The organism is Microbacterium azadirachtae (assembly GCF_025583665.1).
In the GTDB taxonomy this organism is placed as follows: Bacteria; Actinomycetota; Actinomycetes; order Actinomycetales; family Microbacteriaceae; genus Microbacterium; species Microbacterium azadirachtae.
This window is the reverse complement of record NZ_CP099706.1, coordinates 2,302,438-2,327,339: the sequence shown is the minus strand read 5'-3', so window position 1 is coordinate 2,327,339 and position 24,902 is coordinate 2,302,438. Positions and strand designations below refer to the sequence as shown.

Below are 24,902 nucleotides of genomic sequence, written 5' to 3'. Positions count from 1 at the left end.
AGAGCCGAGGCTACTTGGTGACCGTCACGCCGCGCAGATCGAGCCGCGAGTTGATGGAGTCCTTGGGGAAGCCCTGCACGCCGGGGCGCACCGCGGTCAGCGTCTGGTCCTCGTACAGCCAGTCGGCGGCCGCGTCCTTGGCCACGATCTCGGCGGCCTGGGAGAGCAGCTGCGCCGACTTCTTCGCGTCCAGCTCCGTCTGCGACTGCGCGTACAGCTTCTGCACCTCGGGGTTGTCGTACCCGAAGTAGTAGTCCGGGTTGGCGAAGTTGCCGAAGTCGCGCGGCTCGACATGCAGCACGAAGCTGAGGTCGTAGTCGTGCTTCGTGTAGACCGAGTCCAGCCAGGCGGGGAACTCCACCGAGTTCACGGTGAGCTTGACGCCGACCTTCTTGAAGTCGCTCGTGAGCAGCTGCGGCACGGTCGACCCGTAGAACGAGGGGATGGTCAGGGTGAGGGCGAGGTTCTCCTGGCCGGCCTCCTTGAGCAGCGCCTTCGCCTTGTCGGGGTCGTACGGCGCCGTGCCGGACAGATCCTGGTAGCCGGGGTCGAGCTGGGGGATGGGGCCGTACAGGGTGGTGCCGATCCCGCGGGCCTCGATGATCGCCTTGTGGTCGATTGCGAGACGCAGGGCCTCGCGCACGCGCTGGTCGTTGAGCGGCGCCTTCGTGTTGTTGAACGCGAGGGTGCCCTTGTCGGTGGTGCGGCCTTTGGTGACCGTGAACTTCTTGTCCAGCTGCGGGGCGAGGTTGGCGTCGACCGCGGTGAGCACGTCGAGCGTCCCGCTCTGCGCCGCGTTCACGCCGGCGGTGAAGTCGGGGATGTAGTCGAAGACGATGCTCTTCACGCCCGCCTTCGTGCCCCAGTACTTGTCGTTGCGGGCGAAGGTGAGCGAGTCGCCCTTCTTCCACTGGGTCAGCGTGAACGGGCCGGTGCCGTTCTCGGCGGCCTGCAGGTCGGTGGTGTCGCCCTTCTGGAACACCAGACCGGCGGTTCCGGTGAGGCTGAACAGGAAGTTCTGGCTCGGCTGCGTGAGGGTGACGACCACGGTCTTGTCGTCCTTCGCCGTGATCGATGCGACGCCGGCGAGGTCGGCGTGCCCCTGCACGGTCTTGTCGTCCTTCGCGGTCTGCAGCGAGGAGACGACGTCGGCCGAGGTCAGCTTCGCGCCGTTGTGGAAGGTGATGCCGTGGTTGAGGACGAACGTGTAGGTGAGGCCGTCCGCGGAGATCTCGTGGCTCTTCGCGAGCCGGTCGACGATCTTGTTGTCCTGCGTGCGGGTCACGAGACCCTCGTAGATGTTGTCGACCAGGACCTGCTCGAGCGCGGCTCCCGCCGTGTGCCGGAGGTCGAGGCTCGACGGCTCCAGCACGAGTCCCACGGTGAGGGAGGCGTTCGCGTCGGCAGCGCCGGTGGCCCCGCTCTGGGCGGGCGACGCGGATCCGGTGCAGGCGGTGAGCAGCAGCGCGGCCGCGGTCAGGCCGGCGAGCAGGGCGGCCGTGGTGCGGCGGCGCGGGGTGAGAGCAGCGCGGGTGCGGTGCATGAGAGGTCCTCTCGGGGCGGGTGCTGTGGGTGCTGTGGGGTCGGGCTGTGCGGTCGAGCCTAGGCGGGCGTCGCGTTGCGGAGGGCCGGGTGCGGAACGCGGCGTCACAAATGCGCGTACCGGGTGTCAGGCTCGGGCGCCGACGGCCGTGCGGATGATCTCGGCGAGTGCCGTCGGCGCGGTCTCCTGGAGGTTGTGGCTGCCGTCGAGCTGCTGCACGCGGGCGGTGGGGAGGCGCGTGCGGAACTCGCGCTCTGCGTCGTCCGAGACGAATCCGTGCGATGCGCGGACCAGTGCGACGGGGGAGGCGACGGCGGCCAGGTCGGCCCAGCCGTGCTCGCCGAGGATGCCGGCCGGGGCCGCGGGCGCCGCCGTCCCCTCCGCAGGCGGAGCCGCGAGCAGCTGCGCCGCGATGTGCGCGAAGTGGTGCTTCCACTCCACCCGGCCGTCGGGACGGACCCGCGTGTTCAGGAACACGCCGCGGGCGGTGTCCTCGCGGGATCCGCCGAAGCCGAACTGCTGGGCGCGATCGACGAGCTCGTCGCGGGATGCGCCGTCGACCACGCGGTAGAACTCGCGCAGGGCGGCGGGGCCGACGCTCTGGTCGACGCCGGGCGTGATGTCGACCACGATCAGCTCGCGGACGAGCTCGGGCGCCTGCGCGGCGACCGCGGCGGCGGTGAGCCCTCCGAGGGACTGGCCGACGAGCACCTGGGGGTGGTCCGTCCACGCGCGCAGCGCCTCGATCACGTCGGCCGCGAGCGTGCGCCCGGTGTAGTCGGCGTCCTCGCGCCACGACGAGTCGCCGTGTCCGGCGAGGTCGATCGCGAGCGCGGGGCGCCCGAGCGCGAGCACGGTGGTGTCCCAGGTGTGCGCGTTGAGGCCGGCGCCATGCAGCAGGGTGACCTCGACCGGCTCCTCGCCGTAGCGCAGCGCGCTCAGCGAGCGGCCGTCGGAGAGGGGCAGCCGCAGTCGGCGCACCGGCGGGAGCGCGGCGCCGAGGGCGCGCGCCTGGCCGGCGAGGAACGAGAACTCGGTGGTCTCAGCTGAGGCGAGGGAGGACACGCCTTCATTGTGCTCCCCGCGAGGTCCTGGCGGGAAATGCGAGAGCAGAGTGCTGACACGTCGAGGTCACTTATGGCAAGAATTCGTCATAATTCGTCAAAAAAAGAGCACATCTTGCTCCGCCGGATCGGGCCGAGCGGATCGGATCCGTGAAGCGGATGCTCCCGCTCAGAAGGCGTCGAGATCCGTCAGTGCACGGCCGAGGATCAGCTGGTGGATCTCGTCGGTGCCCTCGTAAGTGCGCACGGACTCGAGGTTCGCGGCGTGGCGCATGACCGGGAAGGCGTCGGTGATGCCGTCGCCGCCGAGGATCGTGCGCGCCTGGTGCGCGATGGCGAGCGCCTCGCGCACGCTGTTGAGCTTGCCGACCGAGATCTGCGCGGGCGTGAGCGCCCCGCGCTCCTTGAGGCGTCCGAGATGCAGGGCCAGCAGGATCCCCTTCTCGAGCTCGACGAACATGTCGGCGAGCTTGGCCTGGGTGAGCTGGGCGGCTCCGATCGGGCGGCCGAACACCTCTCGGCTCGTCGAGCGCTCGATGGCCGCCTCGAGACAGCTGCGGGCTGCGCCCATCGCGCCCCAGACGATGCCGTACCGCGCCTCGTTCAGGCAGCCGAACGGTCCCGACAGCCCGCGGGCGCCGGGAAGGATCGCGTCCGCAGGGAGCCGCACCGCCTCGAGGGACACGTCGCACTGCACCGACGCGCGCATCGACAGCTTGCTGGCGATCGGCGTGGCCGCGAACCCGGGCGTGGACGTCGGCACCAGGAAGCCGCGCACCGCCCGCGCGCCCTCCCCGTAGGCGGGGTCGTCGACACGCGCCCACACCACGGCGACATCCGCGATCGATGCCAGGCCGATCCAGCGCTTGTCCCCGTCCAGCACCCAGTCGTCGCCGTCGCGGCGGGCGACGGTTCTCATCGCCGCCGGATCGCTGCCGCCCTGCGGTTCGGTCAGGGCGAAGCAGCCGACCGCGTCGCCGGTCGCCATGCGGGACAGCCACTGCTGCTTCTGCTCCTCGGATCCGTACTTCGCGATCGCGCTCATCGCGAGCGAGCCCTGCACCGACACGAACGTGCGCCAGCCGCTGTCGCCCGCCTCCAGCTCGAGGCAGGCGAGGCCGTAGGAGACGGCGCCGGCGCCGGCGCAGCCGTAGGCCTGCAGGTGCATGCCGAGGAATCCGGCCGCACCGAGCTCGCCGATGAGCTCGCGACGGAAATGCGCCTGCTCGAAGTCCCGGTCGATCACCGGCAGGATCCGCTCGCGGGTGAAGGTCCTGGCGCGCTGCTGCCAGTCGCGCTCCTCCGGCGTGAGCAGGCCGTCCAGGTCGAACACGGCGTCGATGCGGGAAACGTCGGTCATCTCAGATCCTCTCGGTGCGCCAGACGGCGGCGGAGTCGTTCAGTGCGGGCGGACGTGTGCGGTACGCGGCGGGGGCCGCGTCGAGCCGGATCGGGTTCGCGACGGTCCGCGAGGCGCCGATCTCGGCGACGGGCTCGAGGCCGAGGCGCTGCGCGAACGCGATGGCCTCCGTCACGTCGTTGACGAGACCGGCGGGCACCCCGGCCGCCCGGAGGCGATCGACCCACGACGCCGCCTCCGCGCCGGCGAGCCGCTGCTCGAGGAGCGAGGTCAGCGCCTCGCGGTGCGCGACGCGGTCGGCGTTGGAGCGGAACCGGGGGTCGTCGGCCAAGTCGGGCCGCTCCAGCACCTCGGCCAGAGCGCGGAACTGCTTGTCGTTCCCGACGGCCACGACCAGATCCCGGTCAGCCGCGCGGAAGGTGGCGTACGGCGCGATCGACGGGTGCGCGTTGCCGAGCCGTCGCGGCGGGACGCCGGTGGCGAGGGCGGACGCGGCCTGGTTCGTGAGCGCCGAGAGCAGGCTCTGCAGTAGATTCACCTCGACGCGCTGGCCGCGGCCCGTGCGATCGCGTTCGCGCAGCGCGAGCAGGATCCCGCTCACGGCGTTCTGACCGCACAGCACGTCGACGAGGGCGACGCCGGCCTTCGCCGGATCGCCGTCGGGCTCGCCCGTGATCGACATGAGGCCGCCGACCGCCTGGACGAGCAGGTCGTAGCCGGCGATGCCCGCGCCCGCGCCGCTCCCGAAGCCGGTGATCGAGCAGTACACGACACCCGGGTTGACGGCGCGGATCGACGCGAAGTCGAGACCGAAGCGGTCCATCACGCCGGGACGGAAGTTCTCCACGACGACGTCCGCCGTGCGAGCCAGCCGGAGCGCGTCGTCGCGTCCTGCGTCGGTCGCGAGATCGAGCACGACGGAGCGCTTGTTGCGGTTCACGCTGCCGAAATACGTCGCCATGCCGTCGGCGTCGACCGGGGGATGCCAGTGCCGCGTGTCGTCTCCCGAGGGCGGCTCGATCTTCAGCACGTCGGCGCCGAAGTCGGCGAGCATCATGGTGGCGTACGGCCCTGCGAGCACGCGGGAGAAGTCGGCCACGCGCACCCCGTCGAGCACCCCGCGCCCCTCGGCCCGCCCGCTCATCCCGTCAGCCCCTTCGCCGTCCGTCCGCGATGGCTCTCATCCTACGGAGGCGCCGGTCCTCCCGATGCGCGTGCCCGCCCCGTGCCGTCCGCCGCCGCCGCGACGGCGGCCTTCCGGGGGCGGACGACGCCCTAGGCTGGAGCCATGATCCGGACGGCGACCGAGCGGGCGCGCGCATGACGGTGCTCACCGTGCCCGGGATCACGAACCTCCGCGACGTCGGCGGGATGCCCGCCGGCACCTCGCGGATCCGCGAGGGGGTTCTGTTCCGCTCCGGCAACCTCGCGCACGTCGGTGCGGAGGCGCAGGACTTCCTCACCCGCCGGATCGCCCGCGTGGTCGACCTCCGCGACGACAGCGAGGTCAGCGCCGAGCCCTGTGCGCTCCCCGGCCTGCGCATCGATCACATCCCGCTCTTCGCGGGCTCGGTCGCGTCCTTCCTGCTCGGCGATGTGAGCCTGACCGGCCTTTACCGGCACATCGTCGAAGGGGGCGCGGATCGCGTCGTCCAGGTCGTGCGGATCCTGTCCGAGGGGGAGCCGACGCTCGTGCACTGCACGCTCGGCAAGGACCGCACCGGCGTGAGCGTCGCGCTCGCGCTCGCCGCGGTCGGCGCCGACCGCGAGGCCATCGTGGCCGACTATGCGATGACCGCCTCGCAGCTGCCCGAGTCGCGCAACCGCGCGATCGCGAAATGGCTCGAGGAGCGGCTGCCGATCGCGCACGACGCGATCGCGGTGGCGACCCAGTCGCCCGCCCCGGTCATGCGCGAGCTGCTCGGGGGCATCGACGACGAGTACGGCTCGGCGGCCGACTACCTGCTCGCCTCCGGTTTGACCGCGGCGGAGCTCGAGGCGCTGGGATCCGCGCTCGTCGGATAGTGCGGCTCGCGGTCGGGGGCTGCGGCGGGAGTCACGGGTAGGTTAGGCAACCCTTGTCCGGTGGTATCCTGGAGGCATCATGACCACCGCGATCCGCACCGCCCGCGCCGAGCGCCGCGCCCTGCGCCGCTCGGCGAAGGTCCAGCATCTCGTCGTCGCCGACGAGAACTCCCTGGCCGAGCTGGAGGCGCTGCTGGCGACCCTCCCGCTGTGCGCGACGGGTCGCGTGTTCGTCGAGGTGCCCGACGCCGGATCCGTCTCGACGCTCACCGTCCCGCCGCGGATGACCGTCACGTGGCTGCCCCGTGCGGCGCGCACCGGCGCGCCGGGGAGCGGGCGCCGCTGCGCCCCCGGGACGGCGGTCTCGCGCGCCGCGATCGCGTGGGCCGACGAGATGCTGTGCGACGGCGCGGAGGACCGCACATCGGTCACGCTGCTCGGCGGCTTCCTCGGAACCGCCGACATCGCCGAGCACCTCACCGAGAGCCTCGGAATGGCGCCGGAGCACATCGCGGGGCCGGAGCGCTTCGGCCTCTGAAGCCGTCGGCGCGTCACCGACGCGGCAGGTAGTGCCCGTCCTCCAGGCCCGCCTCGATCTCGAAGCGGTTGCGCAGCGGATCGCGCCCCGCGAACAGGTACAGCACCGGCATGAGGAAGCCGTACCGCAGCCACTGCTGCTTGTGCACCGCCTCGTGCCGCAGAACCCGGTCGTCGGGAACCTCGTCGCCGGTCAGATAGCAGCCGGCGACGCACACGCCGCCGCGGGCGAAGGTCCACGCCGGCATGCCGCGGAAGATCCAGAGCCCCTCCCGGCGCTCGATCGGGCCGGTGCTCCACAGCCCGCCCCAGATCCAGCCGACGACCATGCCCCACGCGTAGCCGAGCCTGCTGATCGGCGAGCGCAGCAGCACGCCGGGGAGGCGGAGGTCGCGACGTCGTCCCTGTTCCAGGATCCGTGCGGCCTCGGCCTCGATCACGGCGATCCGGGCGCTGTCGCCCGCCGTCACGCCAGGGCGCCGATCAGGCGCAGGATCGCGCCCAGATCCCCGACCGCGTCCGCGGGGGAGCGCGGCGCGAAGCCCGCGATCGTCGCCCCGGCCAGGGGCACGCGCTCGCGCAGCGCCCGCACGGCCCCCACGATCTCGGCCGTGCGCAGGCCGAACGGCACGGCGGAGGAGACCCCGGCCAGCTCCGAAGGGTCCAGCACGTCGACGTCGATGTGCACGTACACGCGGGAGGCGCCGGTCGCGGCGACCGCGTCGGCGAGCGCCTGCACGTCGTCGAGGGCGTCGAGGCGGACGATGTCGGAGGAGGCGAGGTAGTCGGTCTCCGCGTCGTCCTCGGAGCGGGCGCCCACGAGCACGGTGCGCTCGGGGTTGAGGCCGGCGGGTCCCTCGATCGGGAAGGACCTGTCGCCGAGCAGAGCCCGCAGGGCCATGCCCGCGTAGGCGCCGGAGGCCGACGTGTCGGGGGTGTGCAGATCGGGGTGCGCGTCGAACCACACGATCGCGACGTCGTGGAGGGCGCCGGGGAGGGCGGCGACCGCGGCGACGCTGACGCCGCAGTCACCGCCCACCACGAGCGTGGGCTCGGCATGCGCCGTGATCGCTTCCTCGATGAGCTCCTTCGTGCGGCGCAGGCTGCTGAGCCTGTGCACGCCCGTGCCCTCGGCGTCTCCCGCCTCGAGCGGCACCTCCAGCACGGTGGTGCGTGCGCTGGGGAGGTCGCCGGCGATCGCCGACGCCCCCTCGGTGAGCAGCATCGCCCGCGGGGCAGGGGAGCCCTGCCACTGCGGGACGACGAGGAAGCGGGTCATGTCAGCCCTCGAGCGCTTCCTGGGGCTTCGCGGATCCGGCCTTCAGCTCCGCGAGACGGGCCTCGACCTCGGTCAGCTGGCCGATGTCCTCGAGGCTCTCGAACTGCGCGTCCAGGCTGGAGGCGGCGAGTTCGGCCTTGCCCTGCGCGAGCGCCTCCTGGCGACGCACCTTGTCCTCGAAGCGGCCCAGCTCGCTGGTCGGGTCGAGCACGTTGATCGAGGAGACCGCGTCCTGCACCTTGGTCTGCGCCTCGGCGACCTTGGCGCGGGCGAGCAGTTCGCTGCGCTTGTTCTTCAGCTCGACGAGCTTGTCCTTCATGCCGTTCAGGCCGGTCTTGAGCTTGTCGACGATCTCGGTCTGGGCAGCGATCTGCGGCTCGGCCGTCTTCGCCTCCTGCTCGGAGCTGATCTGACGCTGCAGGGCGACCTTGGCGAGGTTGTCGAACTTGTCGGCGTCGGCGGTGTTGCCGGATCCGCGCAGCTCGTCGGCCTTGCGGCTGGCGGCGAGGGCCTTGTTGCCCCACTCCGCCGCGGCCTGCACGTCCTCCTGGTGATCGCGCTCGAGCAGGCGCAGGTTGCCGATGGTCTCGGCGATCGCCGACTCGGCGTCCGCGACGTTGTTGGTGTAGTCGCGGACCAGCTGATCGATCATCTTCTGCGGGTCCTCCGCGGAGTCGATGAGCGCGTTGACGTTGGCCTTCACCAGGGTGGAGATGCGGCCGAAGATGGACTGCTTGGTCATGGGATGTCCTTTCCAGATTTCCGGTCGATGTGGTCGTTCACGTGAAGAGTGGCTCGGGTCCTGCTGTCAGAAGCGACCGCCCGATCCGCCGCGGCCTCCGCCTCCGAAGCTGGAGGGACTGAAACCTCCGCCTCCGCCGCTGGAGCGCCAGCCGCCGCCTCCGCCGCCCCAGCCGCCTCCGCTGCTCCGGCCGCCACCGCCGCCGGAGAGGATGCCGCCGATGATGCCGCCGAGGATCGCGTCGCCCATGCCGCTGCGGCTTCCGCCGCCCCAGCCGCCGCCACCGCCCCAGCCGCCGCCGTTGCCCCAGCTGTCGATCGATCCCGCCGCGAGCTGGGTGGCCTCACGGGCCAGGGCGATCGCGCGCTGCGCGTGCTGCAGGGCTGCGGCGGGGTCGGCGACGCGGGCCGCTTCGGCCTGGTCGTACTCCGCGGAGGCCTGCGCCGCCCTGGTGCGCGCGTCGGGGCCGATCGCGCCGCGATGCGTGGTGATGTAGCTGTTGGCGGTGGAGATCTCGGCGCGTGCCTGGGTGAGGGTCTGCTCGAGCACCTGCTGCGCGCGCTCGGCCTGCTGCTGGGCGTTGCGGATCGCGTCGACCGTGCTGTCGATGCGGGTGTTCGCCGCGGTGAGGGATTCGAGCACCGCCTGCGGGCGGCGCCCTGTGCCCGTCGCGTCGGCGCGGGCCTGATCGAGCGCGGCCCGGGTCGCGGCGACGGCGGCGTTCAGCTCGGGGGAGGCGGGAAGCGCCGCGGCACCGGCGAGATCCTGTTCGAGGTTCGCGATGAGCGCCTGCGCCTGTGCCTCGGTCGCCGCGAGGTCGGTGTGCAGGGTCGTGACGGCGGATGCGAGCTGCGAGGCCTGCAGCACGCCCTCCTCGCCCGTGCGGATCGCGAACGCCGCTTCGCCGCGCTTTCCCTGGGCGACGAGCTCGGCCGCCTGGGCGATGCTCGTGTCGGCGAGCTCGAGACGGCTCGCGGCCTCGGCAGGGTTGCCGGCCACCGCCTGCAGCGCCGACGGGTCGTAGACGGCGGCGAGCGCCTGCAGAGCGGCGGGCGCGGCGGCCACGGCCGCGGCGGCGGCCTCGCGGTGCGCCCTCAGCTGGACGAGGGCCTGCTCGGCGTTCTGCTCGAGCTTGCGGAGCTCGTCGAATGCGGCGACGTTCGCGTCGAGCGCGGTGTCGGCGCTCTCGCACAGCCGGATGATCTGCAGGTGCCATTCGCGGCGCTGCTGGTCGGTGTCGGGGATCTCGTCGTCCAGCTTCTGCTTGAGCGAGAACGCCTCGTCGAGCTTCGCCTTCGCCTTGGCCACCACGTCCGTGAAGGAGCTCGTGGCCGCGTCGCCGAACTGCGCGGTCGCGAATCCCAGATCCTCGGTGGAGGACGTGATCGCGTCGTCGGTGTGGACGAGGGCGAGTCCCGCCCGCCGGGCGAGCTCCTCGTCGCTGATCGCGTCGAGCGGATCGCCGGCCGCGGTCGGAACGGCCTGCTTGACGCGCGCCGCCGCCCTGCGCCGCATCACGACGAGCACGATGATCGCGGCGATCACCGCGACGACGCAGAGGACGATCAGCAGGATGCCGCCGAGGTCGGAGGCGCCGGATCCGGATCCGGAGAAGCCGTCGGCCGCCGTGCGGACCGCTGCGGCCCAGTCCTGCGCGCGGAGGTCGTTCACGAGGGACTGCGAGATCTGATCGACGCGGGAGAGGGGGACGGGCCCGGCTTTGTCCGCCGACAGATAGTACTGCCGCGACTGCGTGGCGACCGCGAGGAGGTACTGCTGCTGCCCGAGACCGTTGTCGATCGCGACCTGGTTGGTCCATTCCTGGCTGTTGTCCGGGTTGGAGAACGTGTCGACGAAGACGACGAACAGCTGGATGTTCTGCGAGCGGCTGAGCGCGTCGAGGCGGTCGTCCAGGTCCTTCTTCTCCGTGCCGCTCAGCACGCCGGCCTCGTCGGTGACGAAGTCGGAGCCGAGGGTCACCGGAGCCGCCGCGGGGAGGGAGGCCGCCGGAGTCGCACTCGGGGCGGCGATCGCCGGGGCCGCGGCGAGAGACAGGCCGAGCACACCCAGGATCACACCCACGACGACAGCCCAGCGTGCGCGCATCTTCGCTCCTCCCGGGACCCGGAGAGCCCCCACGAGCGAGTCTAGGGCGTGTCACCTTGTGTTTCTCCTGCCCGCCCGCACCGCGGCAGGGGAGACCGGCCGGTGCGCTCGGTAGGCTGATTCCCGATGGATGACAGGTACGGATCCGATGTGCTCGCAGCCGGGTGGCGGGAGCGCGGCGCCAAGGTCGCCGTGGACGTCCCCGCCGACCGCGATCTGGTGGTGGAGGTCGCCGTGGACGGGTTCTGCGGCGCGGTGACCCGGATCGAGGGCGGGCAGGTCGAGCTCGAGGACTACCGGGGCCGCCGCCGCCTCTTCCCGCTCGGGGCCGGCTTCATGATCGACGGCGAGCCGGTGCGTCTCGTGCACCCCTCGAAGGCCGCCACGGGCGCGACGAGGAGGACCGCCTCCGGATCCTTCGCCGTCGCCGACGCGCGTGCGCGCACGGCGCTTCCCAGCCGCATCCTCGTCGAAGGACGGCACGATGCGGAGCTCGTGGAGAAGGTGTGGGGAAACGACCTCCGCGTCGAGGGCGTCGTCGTCGAGTACCTGCAGGGCGTCGACCTCCTCGAGGAGCTGCTGGCCGAGGCACCGCCGCGCCGGGATCGCCGCTACGGAGTGCTCGTGGACCACCTCGTCCCCGGGTCCAAGGAGACCCGGATCGTGGAGCAGATCCTGCGCGGCCCGCACGGCCCGCACCTGCGCATCGTGGGGCACCCCTACATCGACGTCTGGCAGTGCGTGACGCCGGCGGCGATGGGCATCAGCGCGTGGCCGCAGATCCCGCGCGGCACCGACTGGAAGACGGGGATCTGCCGCGCGTTCGGGTGGCCCGCCGACTCGCAGGCCGACATCGCGCACGCGTGGAAGCGCATCCTCTCCCGCGTCACGACCTACCGCGACCTGGAGCCCTCGCTGCTCGGACGGGTGGAGGAGCTGATCGACTTCGTGACGGAGCCGGTGGCGGGGTCCGCCGGGCCGCGGCGATGAGCGGGCGTTCGGCGCGCGGCGCCGGGCGGGCGGCGGTGCCGGGGCCCGTCGCGGGCCGCGACGGCGGATACCCTGGAGGGATGCCCGAACCCCGTACCTTCCGTGATGAGCCGGTCTCCTTCGTGCGCCGCAGCGGCCGCATGTCCGAGGCGCAGGAGAGGGCCTTCGCGGAGCTCGCGGGCTTCTACGTGCTCGATGTGCCCCGCGACGTGGCCTGGACCTCGGTGCACCCCGAGGCGCGGCTCGATCCCGCCGCGGCGTACGGGCGCGAGGCGCCGCTCACCGTCGAGGTGGGATCCGGCCAGGGGCACGCCATCGTGGCCGCCGCCGGCGCGCACCCGGACCGGGACTTCCTCGCGGTCGAGGTGTTCCGGGCGGGCCTGGCCCGGACCATGCTCGATGCCGATCGCGAGGGCGTGCGCAATCTCCGGCTCATCGAGGCCAACGCTCCGGAGGTGCTCGCCACATACCTCCCGCCGGGCGCGGCCGACGAGGTCTGGATCTTCTTCCCCGACCCCTGGCACAAGAAGCGGCACACGAAGCGCCGGCTGGTGCGCCCCGGCTTCGGGGCGACCGCGGGCGCGGCGATCCGCGACGGCGGCGTGCTGCGGCTGGCCACTGACTGGGAGGACTACGCGCTTCAGATGCGCGAAGTGCTCGACGAGGCCCCCGAGTTCGAGCGCGCCTTCGAGGGGGAGTGGGCCGAGCGCTTCGACGGGCGTGTGATGACCGCGTTCGAGCGCAAGGGCATCGCGAAGGGACGCGACATCCGCGACCTGACCTACCGCCGGGTGCCGCGGGGCTGATCCCGCCGGAGGCGCGGTCCGGTTCCGACGTGCGCGGCGCTCAGCGGGTGCGAGAGGCCGCGGCGCGGAGGATCTCGGCGAGGTCGCGGGGGCGGCTCCACATCGGCCAGTGCCCCGTGGGGAGGTCGATGACGTCGAGCTGCTCCAGTCGTGCGACCTCCGCGAACATCGGGTGGCCCTCCTGCGCCAGCTGCCTCAGCCGTGCGCCGGGGATCGAGCAGCACACCAGCGTGGCGGGGATCCGGGTGTGGGCGTCATCGGTGAGCTCGACGGGCTCGCGGAGCACGGGACCCGGCTCGGCGACGGCTCGGGCTCGGAACCGTGCGAGGTCCTCGTCGCTCAGCCCTTCGAGGCTCGCCTGCCGTCCGAGGACGTCGAAGGCGGGAAGCGGAAGGTCCGCCGTCTCCTCGGGGAACCCGGCGGCGAACGCGCTGCCCGAGGACACCGGACCGGAGTCGACCCACACCACGCGCCGCACGAGCTCCGGATGACGGTCGAGCAGGAGCGTGACCGGGAAGTTCGCCCCGCTGTGCGCGACGACGATCGCGGGCGCGCTCGCCGAGACGCCGTTCCGGGAGAGGGCGTCGAGGATCGCCGCGACCTGATCCTCCAGGGTCCGCGCCGCCCGTCCGGGATCACCGGGGTCGAGGCCGGGGAGCGTCAGCGCCACCGCACGCTCACCCGCGGCGTCGAGATGCTCCCGCACGGCGTCCCAGGCCCAGGCGCCCAGCCAGTGGCCGGGGATGAGGAGGATGGCGGGTCGGTCTGTCGTCTGTGTCATGTCCCCAGCCTCAGAGACCCCGTGGACAGGTGTATGTCACTATTTCTGTCATGAATGTCCTGAGGACGATGCGGTGAAGCGCGCGGAGCGACTCCACGCCCTGTCCGAGATGCTGCGCCGCGGCGGATCCCGCGGGTATTCGGCCGAGCGGCTGTCGCGGGAGTTCGGCGTATCGGCGCGCACGGTCAAGAGGGATCTCGCTGCGCTCGAGAGCAGCGGTGCTCCGATCTGGTCGCGCCCGGGGCCGGGCGGCGGCTACGGGATGGCGATCGGGGCGTCGTTGCCTCCGGTCAGCCTGAACCCCGCGCAGGCCGTGGCGCTCATGGCCGCCGTGTCGGCGGGATCCGATGCGCCCTTCGGGGATCTGGCGACTGCCGGGATCCGCAAGATCATGGATGTGCTCGACCCCCGGACCCGCGCGCGGGCGGAGGCGCTGGCCGATCGCGTCTGGGTCGACGCGCCGCCGGCACCGTCGCGGGCGACCCGGTCGGCGCTGGAGGCTGCGATGGCCGATCAGCGCGTCGTGCGCATCCGCTACACCGCGCGAGGCGGGGCGACGACGACCCGGGATGTCGAACCCGTCCTGTTCGCGTCCCGCGAGGGACAGTGGTACCTCGTCGGATGGTGCCGGCTGCGCGACGCGATGCGGTGGTTCACGGTCTCGCGCATCGAGCGGGCCGCGGTGACCGCGATGCCGTGCACCGGGCACACCGTCGACGAGGTCGGGGAGCCTCCCGCGACCGCCGCCCCGGTGCACACGCACCACCGGTAGCGCGCGCCTCTCGCATCGGCGTGCGACGCGCGGCAGAATCGGCGCATGCTCTTGATCCTCGGATGCGTCTTCGCCGGGCTCGCCGCCCTGATCCACGTCTACATCTTCGTGCTGGAGTCCGTCCGCTGGACGCACCCGTCCACGCGACGCGTCTTCGGGACCTCCGCCGAGGACGCCGAGACCACGCGGCCGCTGGCGTTCAATCAGGGGTTCTACAACCTGTTCCTCGCGATCGTGACCGTGATCGGCGTCGTGATCGCCGTGACCGCCTCGGTGCCCGTCGGCCTCGCCCTCATGCTCGCCGGCACGGGGTCGATGCTCGCGGCCGCCCTCGTGCTGATCCTGTCCGATCGGTCCAAGGCCCGCGCGGCGAGCGTCCAGGGACTGTTCCCTCTGATTGCGGTGGTGCTGCTGGTGGTGGCCGCGTTCTGACTCAGGCGATCCTGCCCAGCCCGGCGCGCATGACGTCGAACACCGCGAAGATCAGCCAGAACGACCATCCGAAGCTGAGCAGGAGGCTCGCGGCGGTCGCCGCGAGGGCGATCCACATCGTGGCCGAGCCCGCTCCCGCCTGCCGGCGCACGAAGACGGCGCGGCCGATCGGATACACCGGGGAGAGGAAGCTCCACGCCCAGTGGAAGCGCCGGGGATATCCGAGCCGGCCGAGCTGCACGTAGTCTCGGTAGCCGGCGACGACGGCGAGAGCGTAGATCGCCCAGCCCAGGAGCGTTCCGACCGTCGAGGCCATCATGATCGACGGCATCGTTTCGGACATGACCGCGAACACCGTGCCGGGCGGCAGTCTCGTCCCCGAGGCGGGCCCGCTGCTCAGCTCCACGAGGCGCCGCAGGTAGGTGAGCATGGGGCCGGTCATCAGCCACATCGAGATCGCCGAGACGGCGACCGCCGCGACGGTCGTCCAGGCGTTGACCCATCCCCAGGCGGTGTAGACCGGCGTTCCGCGGGGGACGCGCGGCTCCTCCGCGGCAGTGTGCGGCCAGGAAGGCGGGGGCACGGAAGCGCTCATCGGGTCCTCATCGATCGGTCGGCTCCCCGCGACACTACCGGGACCCGGCGCGGTCGGAGAGGAGGCGGATCCGATGCTAGGCTCGTTCGGTACGCCTCCGTAGCTCAGCGGATAGAGCGCCGGTTTCCGGTACCGTAGGTCGCAGGTTCGATTCCTGTCGGGGGCACGAAGAGGAAAGGCCGCCCATCCGGGCGGCCTTCTTCGTTGTCCGGCGCGTGTCTGCGGCCCCCGCTCCTCAGCGCACCGGTCGCCACGGCGTGACCGGGGGAGCGGCGACCGAGTCCCGCACGATGAGGCGGGTGCCGACGATGATCTCGCCCTCGGCGTGACGCCCGAACGCGTCGTCGGTGCGGCTGAGCGCCAGGCGGACGCTCTCCCGGCCCATGTCCTCCAGGGGGACGTGCACGGTGGTGAGCTTCGGGGTGAGCTCGCTCGACTGCGGGATGTCGTCGTAGCCCACGAGCGACATGTCCTCGGGGACGCGGATGCCGCGCGCGGTCATCGCGTCCAGGGCACCGGCGGCGACCAGGTCGTTCGCGGCGAACACGGCGGTGATGTCGGGGCTTCCGTCCAGGATCTCGCCCATCGCCGCGTGCCCGAACCGGCGTCCGAAGGCGCCCTGGTGCACGAGCTCGGGCGGCACGTCGAAGCCGTGGGACTGCATCGCGTGCAGGAACCCGGCGAGCCGGGCGACGCTCGTGGACAGTCCCACCGGTCCGCCGAGATACAGGATCCTGCGGTGCCCCTGGGCGATGAGGTGCTGGGTGACCGCGAAGGCCCCGCCCTCGTTGTCATAGCCCACGATCTTCGTCGGCGCCTGCTCGCCCACGGACGGGCGGCCGCACAGCACGAGGGTGGAGCCGATGCCGGCGAGCGTGCGGGCGCGCTCGGCCATGCGCCGGCGGGCGCGCGGATCGTCGTAGCCGCCGCCGACGACGATGACCGCATCGGTGCGCTGGCTGATCATCCGGTCGATGAGCTCGATCTCCCGATCGACGTCGCCCTGCGAGGCCGCCACGATGCAGAGCCGGCCGGTGGTCGAGGCCTCCTGCTCCACGCCGCGCACGATGTAGGAGAAGAACGGATCCACGAGATCGTTGACGATGATGCCGACACTGTGCGTCGCCGAGCTGGCGAGCGCCCTCGCGTGCGCGTTCGCGGTGTAGCCGAGGTCGTCGATGGCCCGGTTCACGGCGTCGCGAGTGGCCTGCGCCACGGGGTAGTTGCCGTTGAGCACCCGGGAGACCGTCGCCGAGGACACGCCGGCCCGCTCGGCGACGTCGGACATCGTCACGGTGTGCCCCGCGCCGGCTCCCGCGCGATCCTCCTGCGCCCTCATCCCATCCTCCGTTCTTGGACCCGAGGTCCGCTCCGTCTCATCGCGCGCTCCACCGGTCAGGCGGTGTACGCCAGCTCGTCCGCACGGAGCTCGTGCGCGAGGATCCCTCGACCAACGTACTGCTCGACCTCGCGCACGGCCGAGTCGCCCAGCCGGTGGATCTCGTTGCCGAGGGCGCCCGCGATGTGGGGCGTGAGCACCACGTTCGGCAGTGCGTAGAGAGGGGAGTCCTGCGGCAGCGGCTCGGGATCCGTCACGTCCAGATACGCGTCCAGCCGTCCGCTGACCAGCTCCGCGGTCAGCGCCTCGGTGTCGATGAGGGCGCCGCGTGCGGTGTTCACCACGAGCGCGCCGTCGTGCAGCAGCGCCAGCTCGGCCGCTCCGATGATGCGGCGGGTGTCGGGAGTGCTCGGGGCGTGGAGGGTGAGGACGTCGCTGCGCCGGCACAGCTCCTCAAGCGGGACGACCTCGACGCCGAGGCGGGCCGCGTCGGCCGTCGAGAGGTACGGATCGCAGACCAGGATCCGCGCCTGCAGCCGTGAGACGAGGCGGATCACCTCGCGTCCCACCCGGGAGGCGCCGAGGATCCCGATCGTGACGCCGTTGGCGCCGAGCGGGGGCACGCCGTCCACCGAGCGGTGCCGTCGCGTGGTGCGCAGCTGGTGCGCGAAGCGGCTCGCGCGCTTGAGGCCGAAGACGATGGCCGCGAACGTGAACTCCGCGACGGGCGTGGCGTTCGCCGCCGCGGCCGTGCTCACCCGGATGCCGCGCGCGAACGCCTCGGCATCGAGGAAGGTCTTGACCGTGCCGGCGGTGTGCACGACCGCCTCCAGCCGCGGGGCCGCGTCGAGCACGGCGGCATCGACGCGGGGTGCTCCCCAGCCCGTCAGCATGATGCGTGCGGCGGCCAGCGCGTCCCTGCGCTCGGGGGAGTCGAAATCGGTGATCGGCAGCGGCCCCACGAGCTCGACGGCCGTGCTCAGCCGGGCGAGCGCGGTCTCGGAGAACACCTCCCGGAACGACTGCTCCGCCATGACGATCACGGCGGAAGGACGGGAGGGTGGGGCGGTGTGATCCACGGCGATCCTTTCTTTCTGCATCCAGATAGTAAGCGCATACTATGCCGTGCGTCCACCGCGATCGTGCGTCTGCGTCGGTTTGAGGCTTGAGAAATCAAGGAAGCAGAGATTTCCCGCGCGATCGTTGACAGTGTCGATTCCGTCGGGTACGTTCGCAGCACAGCAAGCGCTTTCTGGCTCTTGCGGACAACGATGAAGTTTCCCGTCGCAGGTCGAGGTCGAAGATGAGCAGTTACAGCGAGCCGCTCGTGCAGAGCACGACGACTCCGGGCGAGGGCGCCGCGGACGTGCGTCCCGTGCGTCCCGCGTCGAGGGGGCGCCGTCGCGCCGCGGCGGCCGGCAGCGTCCCCGCGCATCGCAAGCGCACCCTCGGTCAGCGGATCAAGCGGGACAGGGTCATGCTCCTGCTGATCGCGCCGGGGTTCCTGTACTTCGTGGTCTTCCACTGGCTTCCGCTGCCCGGCAACATCGTCGCCTTCGAGGACTACCAGCCCTACCTCGGCTTCATCGACAGTGCGTGGGTCGGTCTCGACAACTTCGTGAAGATCTTCGGAGATCCCACGTTCTGGCAGGCGCTGCGCAACACCCTGGTGATCACCGGACTCCAGCTCGTGCTGTTCTTCCCGATCCCGATCGTGCTGGCGCTGCTCCTGAACAGCATCATGTCCGATCGGATCCGCAAGTTCGTGCAGAGCGTCGTCTACCTGCCGCACTTCCTCGGCTGGGTGATCATCGTGTCGATCTTCGGGCAGGTGCTCGGTGCGACCGGTGTCGTGCCGCACCTCATGCAGGCGATGGGCCTGCAGCCGTTCGAGGCGATGACCACGCCCTGGTTCTTCCCGTTCCTCGTCTCGATCCAGTCCGCCTGGAAGGACGCCGGATGGGGGACGATCATCTTCCTCGCGGCGCTCATGAACATCGACCAGGAGCTGTACGAGGCCGCGGCCGTCGACGGCGCAGGGCCCTGGCAGCGCATGAAGACGATCACGATCCCGGGGATCATGCCGGTGATCATCCTGCTGCTGATCCTGAACCTGGGGAGCATCCTCTCGGTCGGCTTCGAGCAGATCGTGCTGCAGCGCGACAACGTCGGCGCAGGAGCCGGTGAAGTGCTCGACACCTGGGTCTACTACCACGGCATCCAGAACGGGCAATGGGGCCCGGCGGCGGCCGTCGGCCTGGTGAAGGGCGTCGTGGGCCTGGCCCTCGTGCTCGGCGCCAACAAGGTCGCCCATCTGTTCGGTCAGGAAGGTGTGTACTCCCGTGGCAAGTGACGTTCAGCTGACGACCAGGGCGGTCGTGATGCCCCGCACCCGACGCGGGGGACGGCGGACCGCGTCGGTGCGGCCGGCGTGGATGGAGAAGCCGAGCCGCCTGGGCACCGCAGGCAAGGCGGTGGTGGTCACGCTGATCTGCATCGCGACGATCTACCCGTTCCTCACGGTCATCTCCACGAGCCTCTCGGACAGCACCGACATCGCGAACGCCAACGGGCTCGTGCTGTTCCCGCTGCATCCGACGTTCGCCGCATACGAGACGATCTTCTCGGGAGGCATCGTCACGGCGGCGCTCGTGCGGAGCATGCTCATCACGGTGATCGGCACCCTCTGCTCGCTGGCCGCGACCGTGGGCATGGCCTACGGGCTCTCCCGCCGCGACCTCGCCTTCGGCCGGTTCATCCTGCTCACGGCGCTGTTCACGATGCTGTTCACGCCGGGCATCATCCCGAGCTTCCTCATGGTCAAGCAGCTCGGCCTGCTCGGCAGCTACGCGGCGCTGGTGCTGCCCACCCTCATCTCCGCGTTCAACCTGGTGGTGGTCCGCTCGTTCTTCATGGGGTTGCCGCAGGAGCTGTTCGAGGCGGCCAGGATCGACGGGGCCGGCGACTTCCGGATCCTCGTGAAGATCGTGCTGCCGCTGTCCAAGGGCGTGCTCGCCGTGGTCGGCCTGTTCTACGCCGTCGCCTACTGGAACGCGTTCTTCAACGCGATGCTCTACCTCAACAGCGACATGTGGCCCCTGTCGATGATCCTGCGTCAGTACGTGCTGCTGGGATCGCCGCTGGACACGGCCTCGGCGGGGGAGATCTCCGCTCCGTCCCAGGCCATCCAGATGGCCGTGGTCGTGATCAGCGTCATCCCGATCCTGCTCGTCTACCCGTTCCTGCAGAAGTACTTCACCAAGGGCGTCCTGACCGGCGCCGTCAAGGGCTGAGGCCCGCTCCACCCGATCGATCCACCCCCTGTAAAGAAAGGTGCCCATCGTGGCTCTCGAAACGAACCGGCGGACCTTCCTGTCCTTCGCCGCCCTCAGCGTCCTCGGCGTCGTCACCGCGGGCTCGCTCGCCGGCTGCGGCACCAAGGGCTCGCTCAACGCCTCCGCCGCCTCGGCCTCGGTGCTGCCGAAGCACATCCCGCTGAAGGGCATCACGCCCGATCTCGCGGGCACCGCGGAGGGGGTCCCTGCGGCGTTCTTCAACTACCCGGCCACGCCGTTCCGATCCGTTCCCGCGCCCTTCCTCAAGGGGCAGAAGATCACGGCGATCACGAACATCTTCGGTCCGCCGCCCACTCCTGCGGCATCCAACCCCGCGTGGCAGGAGATCAACAAGCGCATCGGCGGCACGGTCGAGATCACGGCCGTCTCCAGCGACGACTACGACACCAAGCTCAACACGGTGATCGCCGGCGGCGACATGCCCGACCTGATGCTCAACGACGGCGCCGCCATCGCCGACATCATCGGCTTCCTGGAGTCGGCGTGCCAGGATCTGACGCCGTTCCTGGCGGGGGACAAGGCGAAGGACTACCCGAACCTCGCGAACATCCCCCAGGCGTTCTGGAAGCCGGCCGTGCAGAACGGCAAGCTCTACGGCATCCCGATCCCGCGCGGCATGACGGGCGGATCCGGGTTCATCAACCAGACGTTCTTCGAGGCCGCCGGCGTCACGGACACCTCGACGATCAAGAACGCCGACGACTACCTGGCGCTCGCCAAGCAGCTCACCGGAGCCAACCGCTGGGCGCTCGGCAGCACCAAGTTCGGCCTCATCCCGTTCGAGCACATCTTCCACGTGCCGTTCAACTGGAGGCTCAAGAACGGCACGCTCGTCAAGGACATCGAGACGCCCGAGTACCTCGAGATGGTGTCCTTCGTGCAGAAGCTCTACGCGGCGGGCTGCTTCGCCCCCGGCAGCGAGGGCTGGACGAAGTCGCAGATGTCGAACGCGTTCATCTCCGGCCAGGTCGCGCAGATCTACGACGGGCTGCCGGCGTTCGGCAAGCCGGGCGGCTACCAGCAGACCGTGCCCGCGGCCAACCCCGCGAACAAGGTCGCGCCGTTCATCCCGTTCAGCGCCACGGGCGGCACGGCCACGGTGTGGCTCGACAACATCGATTTCGCCTGGACGATGGTGAAGAAGGGCAGCGCCGATCACATCAAGCAGGTGCTGCAGGTCGCGAACTTCCTCGCGGCGCCGTTCGGCAGCGAGGAGTATCTCCTCATGAACTACGGCGCGGAGGGCACCGACTACACGCGCGACGGCAAGGGCAACCCGATCCCCACGTCCGCCGCGCCCCTGAACACCGCCGTGCCGTGGAAGTACCTGGCTGCAGGCCCGAACACGCTGTACTCGCCGCAGTTCCCCGACGCCATCAGGGTGCTGCACGACGCATACTCGAAGCTGGTGCCGATCGGCGTGGCGGATCCGACCGTCGGCCTGTTCAGCCCGACCAACGCGAAGCAGGGGCTGACGATCGCCAAGCCGGTCTCCGACGCCGTGACCAATTTCATCGCCGGGCGCGGCTCGCTCGGCGACGTGAAGAGCGCGATCTCGACCTGGAAGAGCGCGGGCGGCGATACCATCCGCGCCGAGTTCCAGAAGGCGCTGAGCGGGGCGACGGCGAGTCCATCCCCGAGCGCCTGAGACGCAGCGGATCCGTGAACGCGGGAGAGGGCGACGGGGGAGAGGGAACCGTGCAGGAGGACGTCACGACGACGATCGCGATGGACCCGGTCCTCTCCCCGTTCACGGGCTGGGGCAGGGCGCAGTGGGAGGCGGTGGCGGACGACTGGCTGGGCCAGGTGCGTCGTCACGCGAGTCCAGAGGGCGCTCTGCCCCGACTGCCGGGACGCATCACCGGCGACGGGGTGCGACGGGAGGGGATGGAGGCCGTGGGCCGGTCGTTCCTGCTCGCCGCGCCACGCATCGCGGGTGCCGCCGACCCGGGGGAGCCGGCCGTTCAGGAGCACCTCGCGTACTACTCGCGGGCGCTCCTGGCCGGCACCAGGCAGGGCGGCGCCGAGGAGTGGCCCCGGGGCGTCAGCTGCCGGCTGCCGCTGACCGGGATCACGAACTCGATCGTCGAGGCGGCGAACGTCGCGTTCTCCCTGTATGTCAGCAGGGACCGGCTGTGGTCCGGGCTGACCCGGCCCGAGCAGCTCCAGATCGCCGGATGGCTGCGCCATCACGCGCGCTGCGAGGTGTGGCAGAACAACTGGCAGCTGTTCCCCGCCATGGCCGAGGGCTTCCTGCGCTCGATGGACGAGGACGTGCGCGGTCTGCACGCGCAGCGCAACGTGGCGCGCGTGGAGAGCTGGTACCTCGGCGACGGCTGGTACACCGACGGGCCCGAGCACGCGATCGACTACTACAACGCCTGGGCGATCCACCCCTACCTGTGGGCGTGGTACCGCATGACCGACGCCGTGCACACACCGGAGGGTCAGCGCCACCTCGAGCGCCTGCACGACTTCACCGCCTCGCAGGCGCACATGGTCGCCGCCGACGGATCGCTCCTTCACCAGGGGCGCTCCCTGACCTATCGCACCGCCGCGCTCGCCGCCTTCTGGTGCGCGGACGCGTCCGGCGCCAGCGCGCTCACCCCCGGCCAGACCCGCAGGCTCGCCTCGGGCGTGCTCTCGCGCTTCACCGCACAAGGGGTGGGTGTCGGGGCGCCCCTGACGCTCGGCTGGTACGAGGCGTTCGAGCCGATGTGCCAGGACTACAGCGGCTTCGGATCCCCGTACCTCGCGGGCATCGGGTTCCTCGGACTCGCTCAGCCGGCGACCGCTCCCGTCTGGACGGCGGAAGAGGAGGCGCTGCCGGCCGATCGCGGATCCTTCACGCTGCCCCTCGAGCCGGTCGGCTGGGTGCTGCGCGGCGCGGAGGACGGCGTGGTGCGGATGGCGAACCACGGTTCGGACCACGCCACTCTTCCCGTCGGCGAGGACGAGGACCGCGACGACCCCCACTACGCGAAGTTCGCCTACTCCACGCACACCGCGCCCGGCACCGGCCCCGCGTGGATCGACGCGATCGACTCGCACTTCGCCCTGCTCGACGACGAAGGCGCGGGCAGCCGGCGCAGCACCCTGCGCGCCACGCGCGTCGAGGGCGAGCTCGCCGGGTCCGTGCACGTCCCCCAGCTGCACCGCCGTGCCCTTCCCGGGACGGCGGTGACGACGGTGACGGCGGGCGACGGCACCGCAGAGGTGCGCGCGCACCTGGTGCAGACCGATCGGCCGTGGCCCATGCGCGAGGGCGGCTGGGCGGTCGCCGACGACGCCGAGCTCGAGACGGGCGTGTTCGACGACGGCGCGTGGGTGCGCGGACGCGACGGCCTGGTCGCCGCCGTCGTCGGGCTGCACGGCTGGGATCCGGCCCGCGCGGGTGTGCACCGGTACCGCGACGCGAACGCGATGGGCGCCCATTCGGCGACCCCCGCGCTGGAAGGGCGCACCGGCACGGGGCGCACCGTGGCGGTCGCCCTGCACGTGCTCGACGGCGGTGGGGCCGTGGATCCGCAGCAGTGGCGCGGCCGCGTCCGCGTGCACGTCGACGGCACCTCCGTGCGGGTCGACTGGGCGTCGGGCCGGAGCGCGGAGTTCGACCTCGCGACCTTCGTGCCGTGGGACGGTCATCCCGGGCTCACCGGTCCGAGAGGGGAGGCGCTGTGATCCCGCTGCGCTACGGCGCGGACGGCACCGGGCGCCGCGAGGATCCGACCATGCGCGCGTTCCGTGCCGACCGGTTCGGACAGTTCGTGCACTGGGGCCTGTACGCGCTCCCCGCGGGGACGTGGAAGGGGCGCACGATCGAGTTCGCGGCGGAGTTCCTCATGCAGTCCGCCGGCGTGAGTCGCGAGGAGTGGAGCGCCCTCGCGGCCGACTTCACCCTCGACGGCTTCGATCCCGCCGCATGGGCGCGCACGGCGAAGCGCATGGGGGCGCGCTACGTGACCGTCACGACCAAGCACCACGACGGCTTCTGCCTGTGGCCGAGCGCGTACACCGACTTCTCCGTCGCCGCCACGCCCTCGGGCCGGGACGTGCTCGGCGAGATCCTCGAGGCCTATCGCGCCGAGGGCCTCGCGACCCATCTGTACTACTCGGTGCTGGACTGGCATCATCCCGACTGGCGCGCCACGGTCGACTCCGACGCCGACCGCGAGGCCTTCGAGCGCTATCTCCGCTTCGCGACGGACCAGCTGCTCGAGCTCGCGGAGAGGTACCCGCAGGTGCGCGGCTTCTGGTTCGACGGCACGTGGGACGCCTCCGTCAAGGCCAACGGCCGCTGGACGCATGAGATCGAGCGACTGCTCAAGGAGCGGATCCCCGGGGCGATCGTGAACAGCCGACTGCGCGCCGACGATCACGGCGCGCGGCATTTCGACTCGAACGGCGCCCTCATGGGCGACTACGAGAGCGGCTACGAGCGGCGTCTCCCCGCCCCCTGGGACCTGTCGGTGACCGCGCACGACTGGGAGGCCTGCGCCACGCTCACGCAGGCGAGCTGGGGCTTCCACGACTCGGTCTGGGCCGAGCGCGGGCGCAAGACGCCGGCGCAGATCGTGGAGCAGCTCGCGCAGACCGTGAGTCTCGGGGGGAACCTGCTGCTGAACTTCGGGCCGCGCGGCGACGGCTCCCTCGCCCCGGTCGAGGTCGCCCTGGCCGAGGAGGTCGGCGCGTGGATGGCCGTGAACGGGCCGGCCGTGCACGGCAGCGGTCCCGCGGCCGGGTGGGACTACCCCGGCTGGGGCTTCTACACGGCGCCGCTCGAGCACACGGCGCCTCAGGGACCGGAGACGCCCGACGAGGATCCGACGGGCATCGTGCATGCGATCGTCGTCCGGATCCCGGTCTCCGGGCTCCTCACCATCGCGCTGCCCGCCGGTGTCGCGCTGCGCGCCGTGCGCGCGCTGGCCGACGGCACCGAGCTGACCTTCACCCCGCTGGACGCGCACACCGTGCAGCTGGCGGCACCCGCCCCGACGGGCATGCCGGCCGTCCTCGTGCTCGAGACCGGCCCTGCCGGCCCGGCGGACGGCCTGAGCGAGCCCAACCCGGACGTCGCGCTCGTGTGATCGCATGAGCGGGCGCCTTCCCGTTCCGCGCTTGCGACGTGGGGAACGGGAAGGACACACCCCCACCCTCCGCTTCGAAGAGGAAAAG

Annotated in this window: 23 protein-coding genes and 1 tRNA gene; 12 read left to right on the top strand and 12 right to left on the bottom strand. The window is 71.4% G+C overall.

Translation table 11 applies throughout. The features are described from left to right. Positions 1–10: 10 nt before the first annotated feature. The 4 genes from NFX31_RS11105 to NFX31_RS11090 all read right to left on the bottom strand — a co-directional run bounded on the left by NFX31_RS11105 (position 11) and on the right by NFX31_RS11090 (position 5,111). Positions 11–1,543, bottom strand: coding sequence for an ABC transporter substrate-binding protein (locus tag NFX31_RS11105; RefSeq protein WP_262955731.1), 1,533 nt, complete (start codon positions 1,541–1,543; stop codon positions 11–13). A 126-nt stretch (positions 1,544–1,669) separates the two neighbouring features. Beyond that, entirely contained in the window at positions 1,670–2,608 is a 939-nt protein-coding gene (locus tag NFX31_RS11100; RefSeq protein ID WP_262955729.1) for an alpha/beta fold hydrolase, read from the bottom strand. 168 nt (positions 2,609–2,776) lie between these two features. After that, a complete protein-coding gene (locus NFX31_RS11095) occupies positions 2,777–3,967 on the bottom strand; it encodes an acyl-CoA dehydrogenase family protein (protein WP_262955728.1) in 1,191 nt (396 codons plus the stop codon). Between the two features lies 1 nt (position 3,968). Next, positions 3,969–5,111, bottom strand: a complete 1,143-nt coding sequence (locus NFX31_RS11090) for a CaiB/BaiF CoA transferase family protein (protein ID WP_045248949.1) — start codon at positions 5,109–5,111, stop codon at positions 3,969–3,971. A 176-nt stretch (positions 5,112–5,287) separates the two neighbouring features. Between NFX31_RS11090 and NFX31_RS11085 the strand changes: the two genes are divergently transcribed. Together NFX31_RS11085 and NFX31_RS11080 are read left to right on the top strand one after the other, a co-directional pair. Continuing rightward, entirely contained in the window at positions 5,288–5,992 is a 705-nt protein-coding gene (locus NFX31_RS11085; RefSeq protein WP_262955726.1) for a tyrosine-protein phosphatase, read from the top strand. A gap of 79 nt (positions 5,993–6,071) precedes the next feature. Next, positions 6,072–6,530, top strand: a complete 459-nt coding sequence (locus NFX31_RS11080) for an SIP domain-containing protein (protein ID WP_091481878.1) — start codon at positions 6,072–6,074, stop codon at positions 6,528–6,530. A 13-nt stretch (positions 6,531–6,543) separates the two neighbouring features. Here NFX31_RS11080 and NFX31_RS11075 read toward each other — a convergent pair whose 3' ends face one another. The 4 genes from NFX31_RS11075 to NFX31_RS11060 form a co-directional block, all read right to left on the bottom strand. Next, the gene (locus NFX31_RS11075; protein WP_262955723.1) at positions 6,544–6,999 is read right to left on the bottom strand and encodes a Fe-S oxidoreductase; all 456 of its coding nucleotides are present in this window, start codon (positions 6,997–6,999) and stop codon (positions 6,544–6,546) included. Next, on the bottom strand, positions 6,996–7,808 hold the full coding sequence (locus tag NFX31_RS11070; protein ID WP_262955722.1) for an arginase family protein: 813 nt from the start codon (positions 7,806–7,808) through the stop codon (positions 6,996–6,998). The genes NFX31_RS11075 and NFX31_RS11070 overlap by 4 nt, the downstream gene beginning before the upstream one ends. Position 7,809: 1 nt before the next feature. Further along, positions 7,810–8,550: a PspA/IM30 family protein gene (locus tag NFX31_RS11065; protein ID WP_045248945.1), complete on the bottom strand. Its 741-nt coding sequence runs from the start codon at positions 8,548–8,550 to the stop codon at positions 7,810–7,812. 66 nt (positions 8,551–8,616) lie between these two features. Next, positions 8,617–10,656 (bottom strand): TPM domain-containing protein, encoded by a 2,040-nt coding sequence (locus NFX31_RS11060; protein ID WP_262955721.1) that lies wholly within the window; start codon positions 10,654–10,656, stop codon positions 8,617–8,619. 126 nt (positions 10,657–10,782) lie between these two features. On the opposite strand from NFX31_RS11060, the gene NFX31_RS11055 reads away from it, so the two are divergent. After that, a complete protein-coding gene (locus NFX31_RS11055) occupies positions 10,783–11,646 on the top strand; it encodes a DUF3097 domain-containing protein (protein WP_262955720.1) in 864 nt (287 codons plus the stop codon). An 80-nt stretch (positions 11,647–11,726) separates the two neighbouring features. Continuing rightward, on the top strand, positions 11,727–12,452 hold the full coding sequence (gene trmB / locus NFX31_RS11050; RefSeq protein ID WP_262955719.1) for a tRNA (guanosine(46)-N7)-methyltransferase TrmB: 726 nt from the start codon (positions 11,727–11,729) through the stop codon (positions 12,450–12,452). Between the two features lie 40 nt (positions 12,453–12,492). On the opposite strand, the gene NFX31_RS11045 is transcribed toward trmB, so the two are convergent. Next, on the bottom strand, positions 12,493–13,233 hold the full coding sequence (locus NFX31_RS11045; protein WP_262955718.1) for an alpha/beta fold hydrolase: 741 nt from the start codon (positions 13,231–13,233) through the stop codon (positions 12,493–12,495). Positions 13,234–13,306: 73 nt separating this feature from the next. On the opposite strand from NFX31_RS11045, the gene NFX31_RS11040 reads away from it, so the two are divergent. Together NFX31_RS11040 and NFX31_RS11035 are read left to right on the top strand one after the other, a co-directional pair. Then, entirely contained in the window at positions 13,307–14,005 is a 699-nt protein-coding gene (locus tag NFX31_RS11040) for a helix-turn-helix transcriptional regulator (RefSeq protein ID WP_262955717.1), read from the top strand. Positions 14,006–14,050: 45 nt separating this feature from the next. Further along, positions 14,051–14,437, top strand: coding sequence for a DUF1304 domain-containing protein (locus NFX31_RS11035; RefSeq protein WP_262955716.1), 387 nt, complete (start codon positions 14,051–14,053; stop codon positions 14,435–14,437). A gap of 1 nt (position 14,438) precedes the next feature. Here NFX31_RS11035 and NFX31_RS11030 read toward each other — a convergent pair whose 3' ends face one another. Then, positions 14,439–15,032, bottom strand: coding sequence for a hypothetical protein (locus NFX31_RS11030; RefSeq protein ID WP_262955715.1), 594 nt, complete (start codon positions 15,030–15,032; stop codon positions 14,439–14,441). Positions 15,033–15,125: 93 nt separating this feature from the next. Between NFX31_RS11030 and NFX31_RS11025 the strand changes: the two genes are divergently transcribed. Then, a tRNA-Arg gene (locus NFX31_RS11025) sits at positions 15,126–15,198 on the top strand. 69 nt (positions 15,199–15,267) lie between these two features. Here the strand turns inward: NFX31_RS11025 and NFX31_RS11020 are convergent. Together NFX31_RS11020 and NFX31_RS11015 are read right to left on the bottom strand one after the other, a co-directional pair. Next, a complete protein-coding gene (locus NFX31_RS11020; RefSeq protein ID WP_045249090.1) occupies positions 15,268–16,371 on the bottom strand; it encodes a LacI family DNA-binding transcriptional regulator in 1,104 nt (367 codons plus the stop codon). 56 nt (positions 16,372–16,427) lie between these two features. Next, a complete protein-coding gene (locus NFX31_RS11015; protein WP_248700336.1) occupies positions 16,428–17,450 on the bottom strand; it encodes a hydroxyacid dehydrogenase in 1,023 nt (340 codons plus the stop codon). 224 nt (positions 17,451–17,674) lie between these two features. On the opposite strand from NFX31_RS11015, the gene NFX31_RS11010 reads away from it, so the two are divergent. Genes NFX31_RS11010 through NFX31_RS10990 form a run of 5 tightly spaced genes read left to right on the top strand, consistent with a single transcriptional unit; the run spans position 17,675 to position 24,814 of the window. Further along, positions 17,675–18,724: an ABC transporter permease gene (locus NFX31_RS11010; protein ID WP_220387474.1), complete on the top strand. Its 1,050-nt coding sequence runs from the start codon at positions 17,675–17,677 to the stop codon at positions 18,722–18,724. After that, entirely contained in the window at positions 18,714–19,664 is a 951-nt protein-coding gene (locus NFX31_RS11005; RefSeq protein ID WP_248700335.1) for a carbohydrate ABC transporter permease, read from the top strand. Before NFX31_RS11010 ends, NFX31_RS11005 begins: the two co-directional genes overlap by 11 nt. A 49-nt stretch (positions 19,665–19,713) precedes the next feature. After that, entirely contained in the window at positions 19,714–21,375 is a 1,662-nt protein-coding gene (locus NFX31_RS11000; protein WP_169748193.1) for an extracellular solute-binding protein, read from the top strand. A 14-nt stretch (positions 21,376–21,389) separates the two neighbouring features. Continuing rightward, positions 21,390–23,408, top strand: coding sequence for a DUF2264 domain-containing protein (locus NFX31_RS10995; RefSeq protein ID WP_262955713.1), 2,019 nt, complete (start codon positions 21,390–21,392; stop codon positions 23,406–23,408). Then, positions 23,405–24,814, top strand: a complete 1,410-nt coding sequence (locus tag NFX31_RS10990; protein WP_262955712.1) for an alpha-L-fucosidase — start codon at positions 23,405–23,407, stop codon at positions 24,812–24,814. Before NFX31_RS10995 ends, NFX31_RS10990 begins: the two co-directional genes overlap by 4 nt. Positions 24,815–24,902: the final 88 nt, after the last annotated feature.

What these genes read in the sequence shown, in the direction of transcription:
- NFX31_RS11070 (WP_262955722.1), bottom strand. Translation starts at nt 7,808, where the DNA reads ATGACCCGCTTCCTCGTCGTCCCGCAGTGGCAGGGCTCCCCTGCCCCG.
- NFX31_RS11060 (WP_262955721.1), bottom strand. Translation starts at nt 10,656, where the DNA reads ATGCGCGCACGCTGGGCTGTCGTCGTGGGTGTGATCCTGGGTGTGCTC.
- trmB (WP_262955719.1), top strand. Translation starts at nt 11,727, where the DNA reads ATGCCCGAACCCCGTACCTTCCGTGATGAGCCGGTCTCCTTCGTGCGC.
- NFX31_RS11010 (WP_220387474.1), top strand. Translation starts at nt 17,675, where the DNA reads ATGAGCAGTTACAGCGAGCCGCTCGTGCAGAGCACGACGACTCCGGGC.
- NFX31_RS11090 (WP_045248949.1), bottom strand. Translation starts at nt 5,111, where the DNA reads ATGAGCGGGCGGGCCGAGGGGCGCGGGGTGCTCGACGGGGTGCGCGTG.
- NFX31_RS11085 (WP_262955726.1), top strand. Translation starts at nt 5,288, where the DNA reads ATGACGGTGCTCACCGTGCCCGGGATCACGAACCTCCGCGACGTCGGC.
- NFX31_RS11105 (WP_262955731.1), bottom strand. Translation starts at nt 1,543, where the DNA reads ATGCACCGCACCCGCGCTGCTCTCACCCCGCGCCGCCGCACCACGGCC.
- NFX31_RS11035 (WP_262955716.1), top strand. Translation starts at nt 14,051, where the DNA reads ATGCTCTTGATCCTCGGATGCGTCTTCGCCGGGCTCGCCGCCCTGATC.
- NFX31_RS11030 (WP_262955715.1), bottom strand. Translation starts at nt 15,032, where the DNA reads ATGAGCGCTTCCGTGCCCCCGCCTTCCTGGCCGCACACTGCCGCGGAG.
- NFX31_RS11095 (WP_262955728.1), bottom strand. Translation starts at nt 3,967, where the DNA reads ATGACCGACGTTTCCCGCATCGACGCCGTGTTCGACCTGGACGGCCTG.
- NFX31_RS11045 (WP_262955718.1), bottom strand. Translation starts at nt 13,233, where the DNA reads ATGACACAGACGACAGACCGACCCGCCATCCTCCTCATCCCCGGCCAC.
- NFX31_RS11055 (WP_262955720.1), top strand. Translation starts at nt 10,783, where the DNA reads ATGGATGACAGGTACGGATCCGATGTGCTCGCAGCCGGGTGGCGGGAG.
- NFX31_RS11020 (WP_045249090.1), bottom strand. Translation starts at nt 16,371, where the DNA reads ATGAGGGCGCAGGAGGATCGCGCGGGAGCCGGCGCGGGGCACACCGTG.
- NFX31_RS11065 (WP_045248945.1), bottom strand. Translation starts at nt 8,550, where the DNA reads ATGACCAAGCAGTCCATCTTCGGCCGCATCTCCACCCTGGTGAAGGCC.
- NFX31_RS11080 (WP_091481878.1), top strand. Translation starts at nt 6,072, where the DNA reads ATGACCACCGCGATCCGCACCGCCCGCGCCGAGCGCCGCGCCCTGCGC.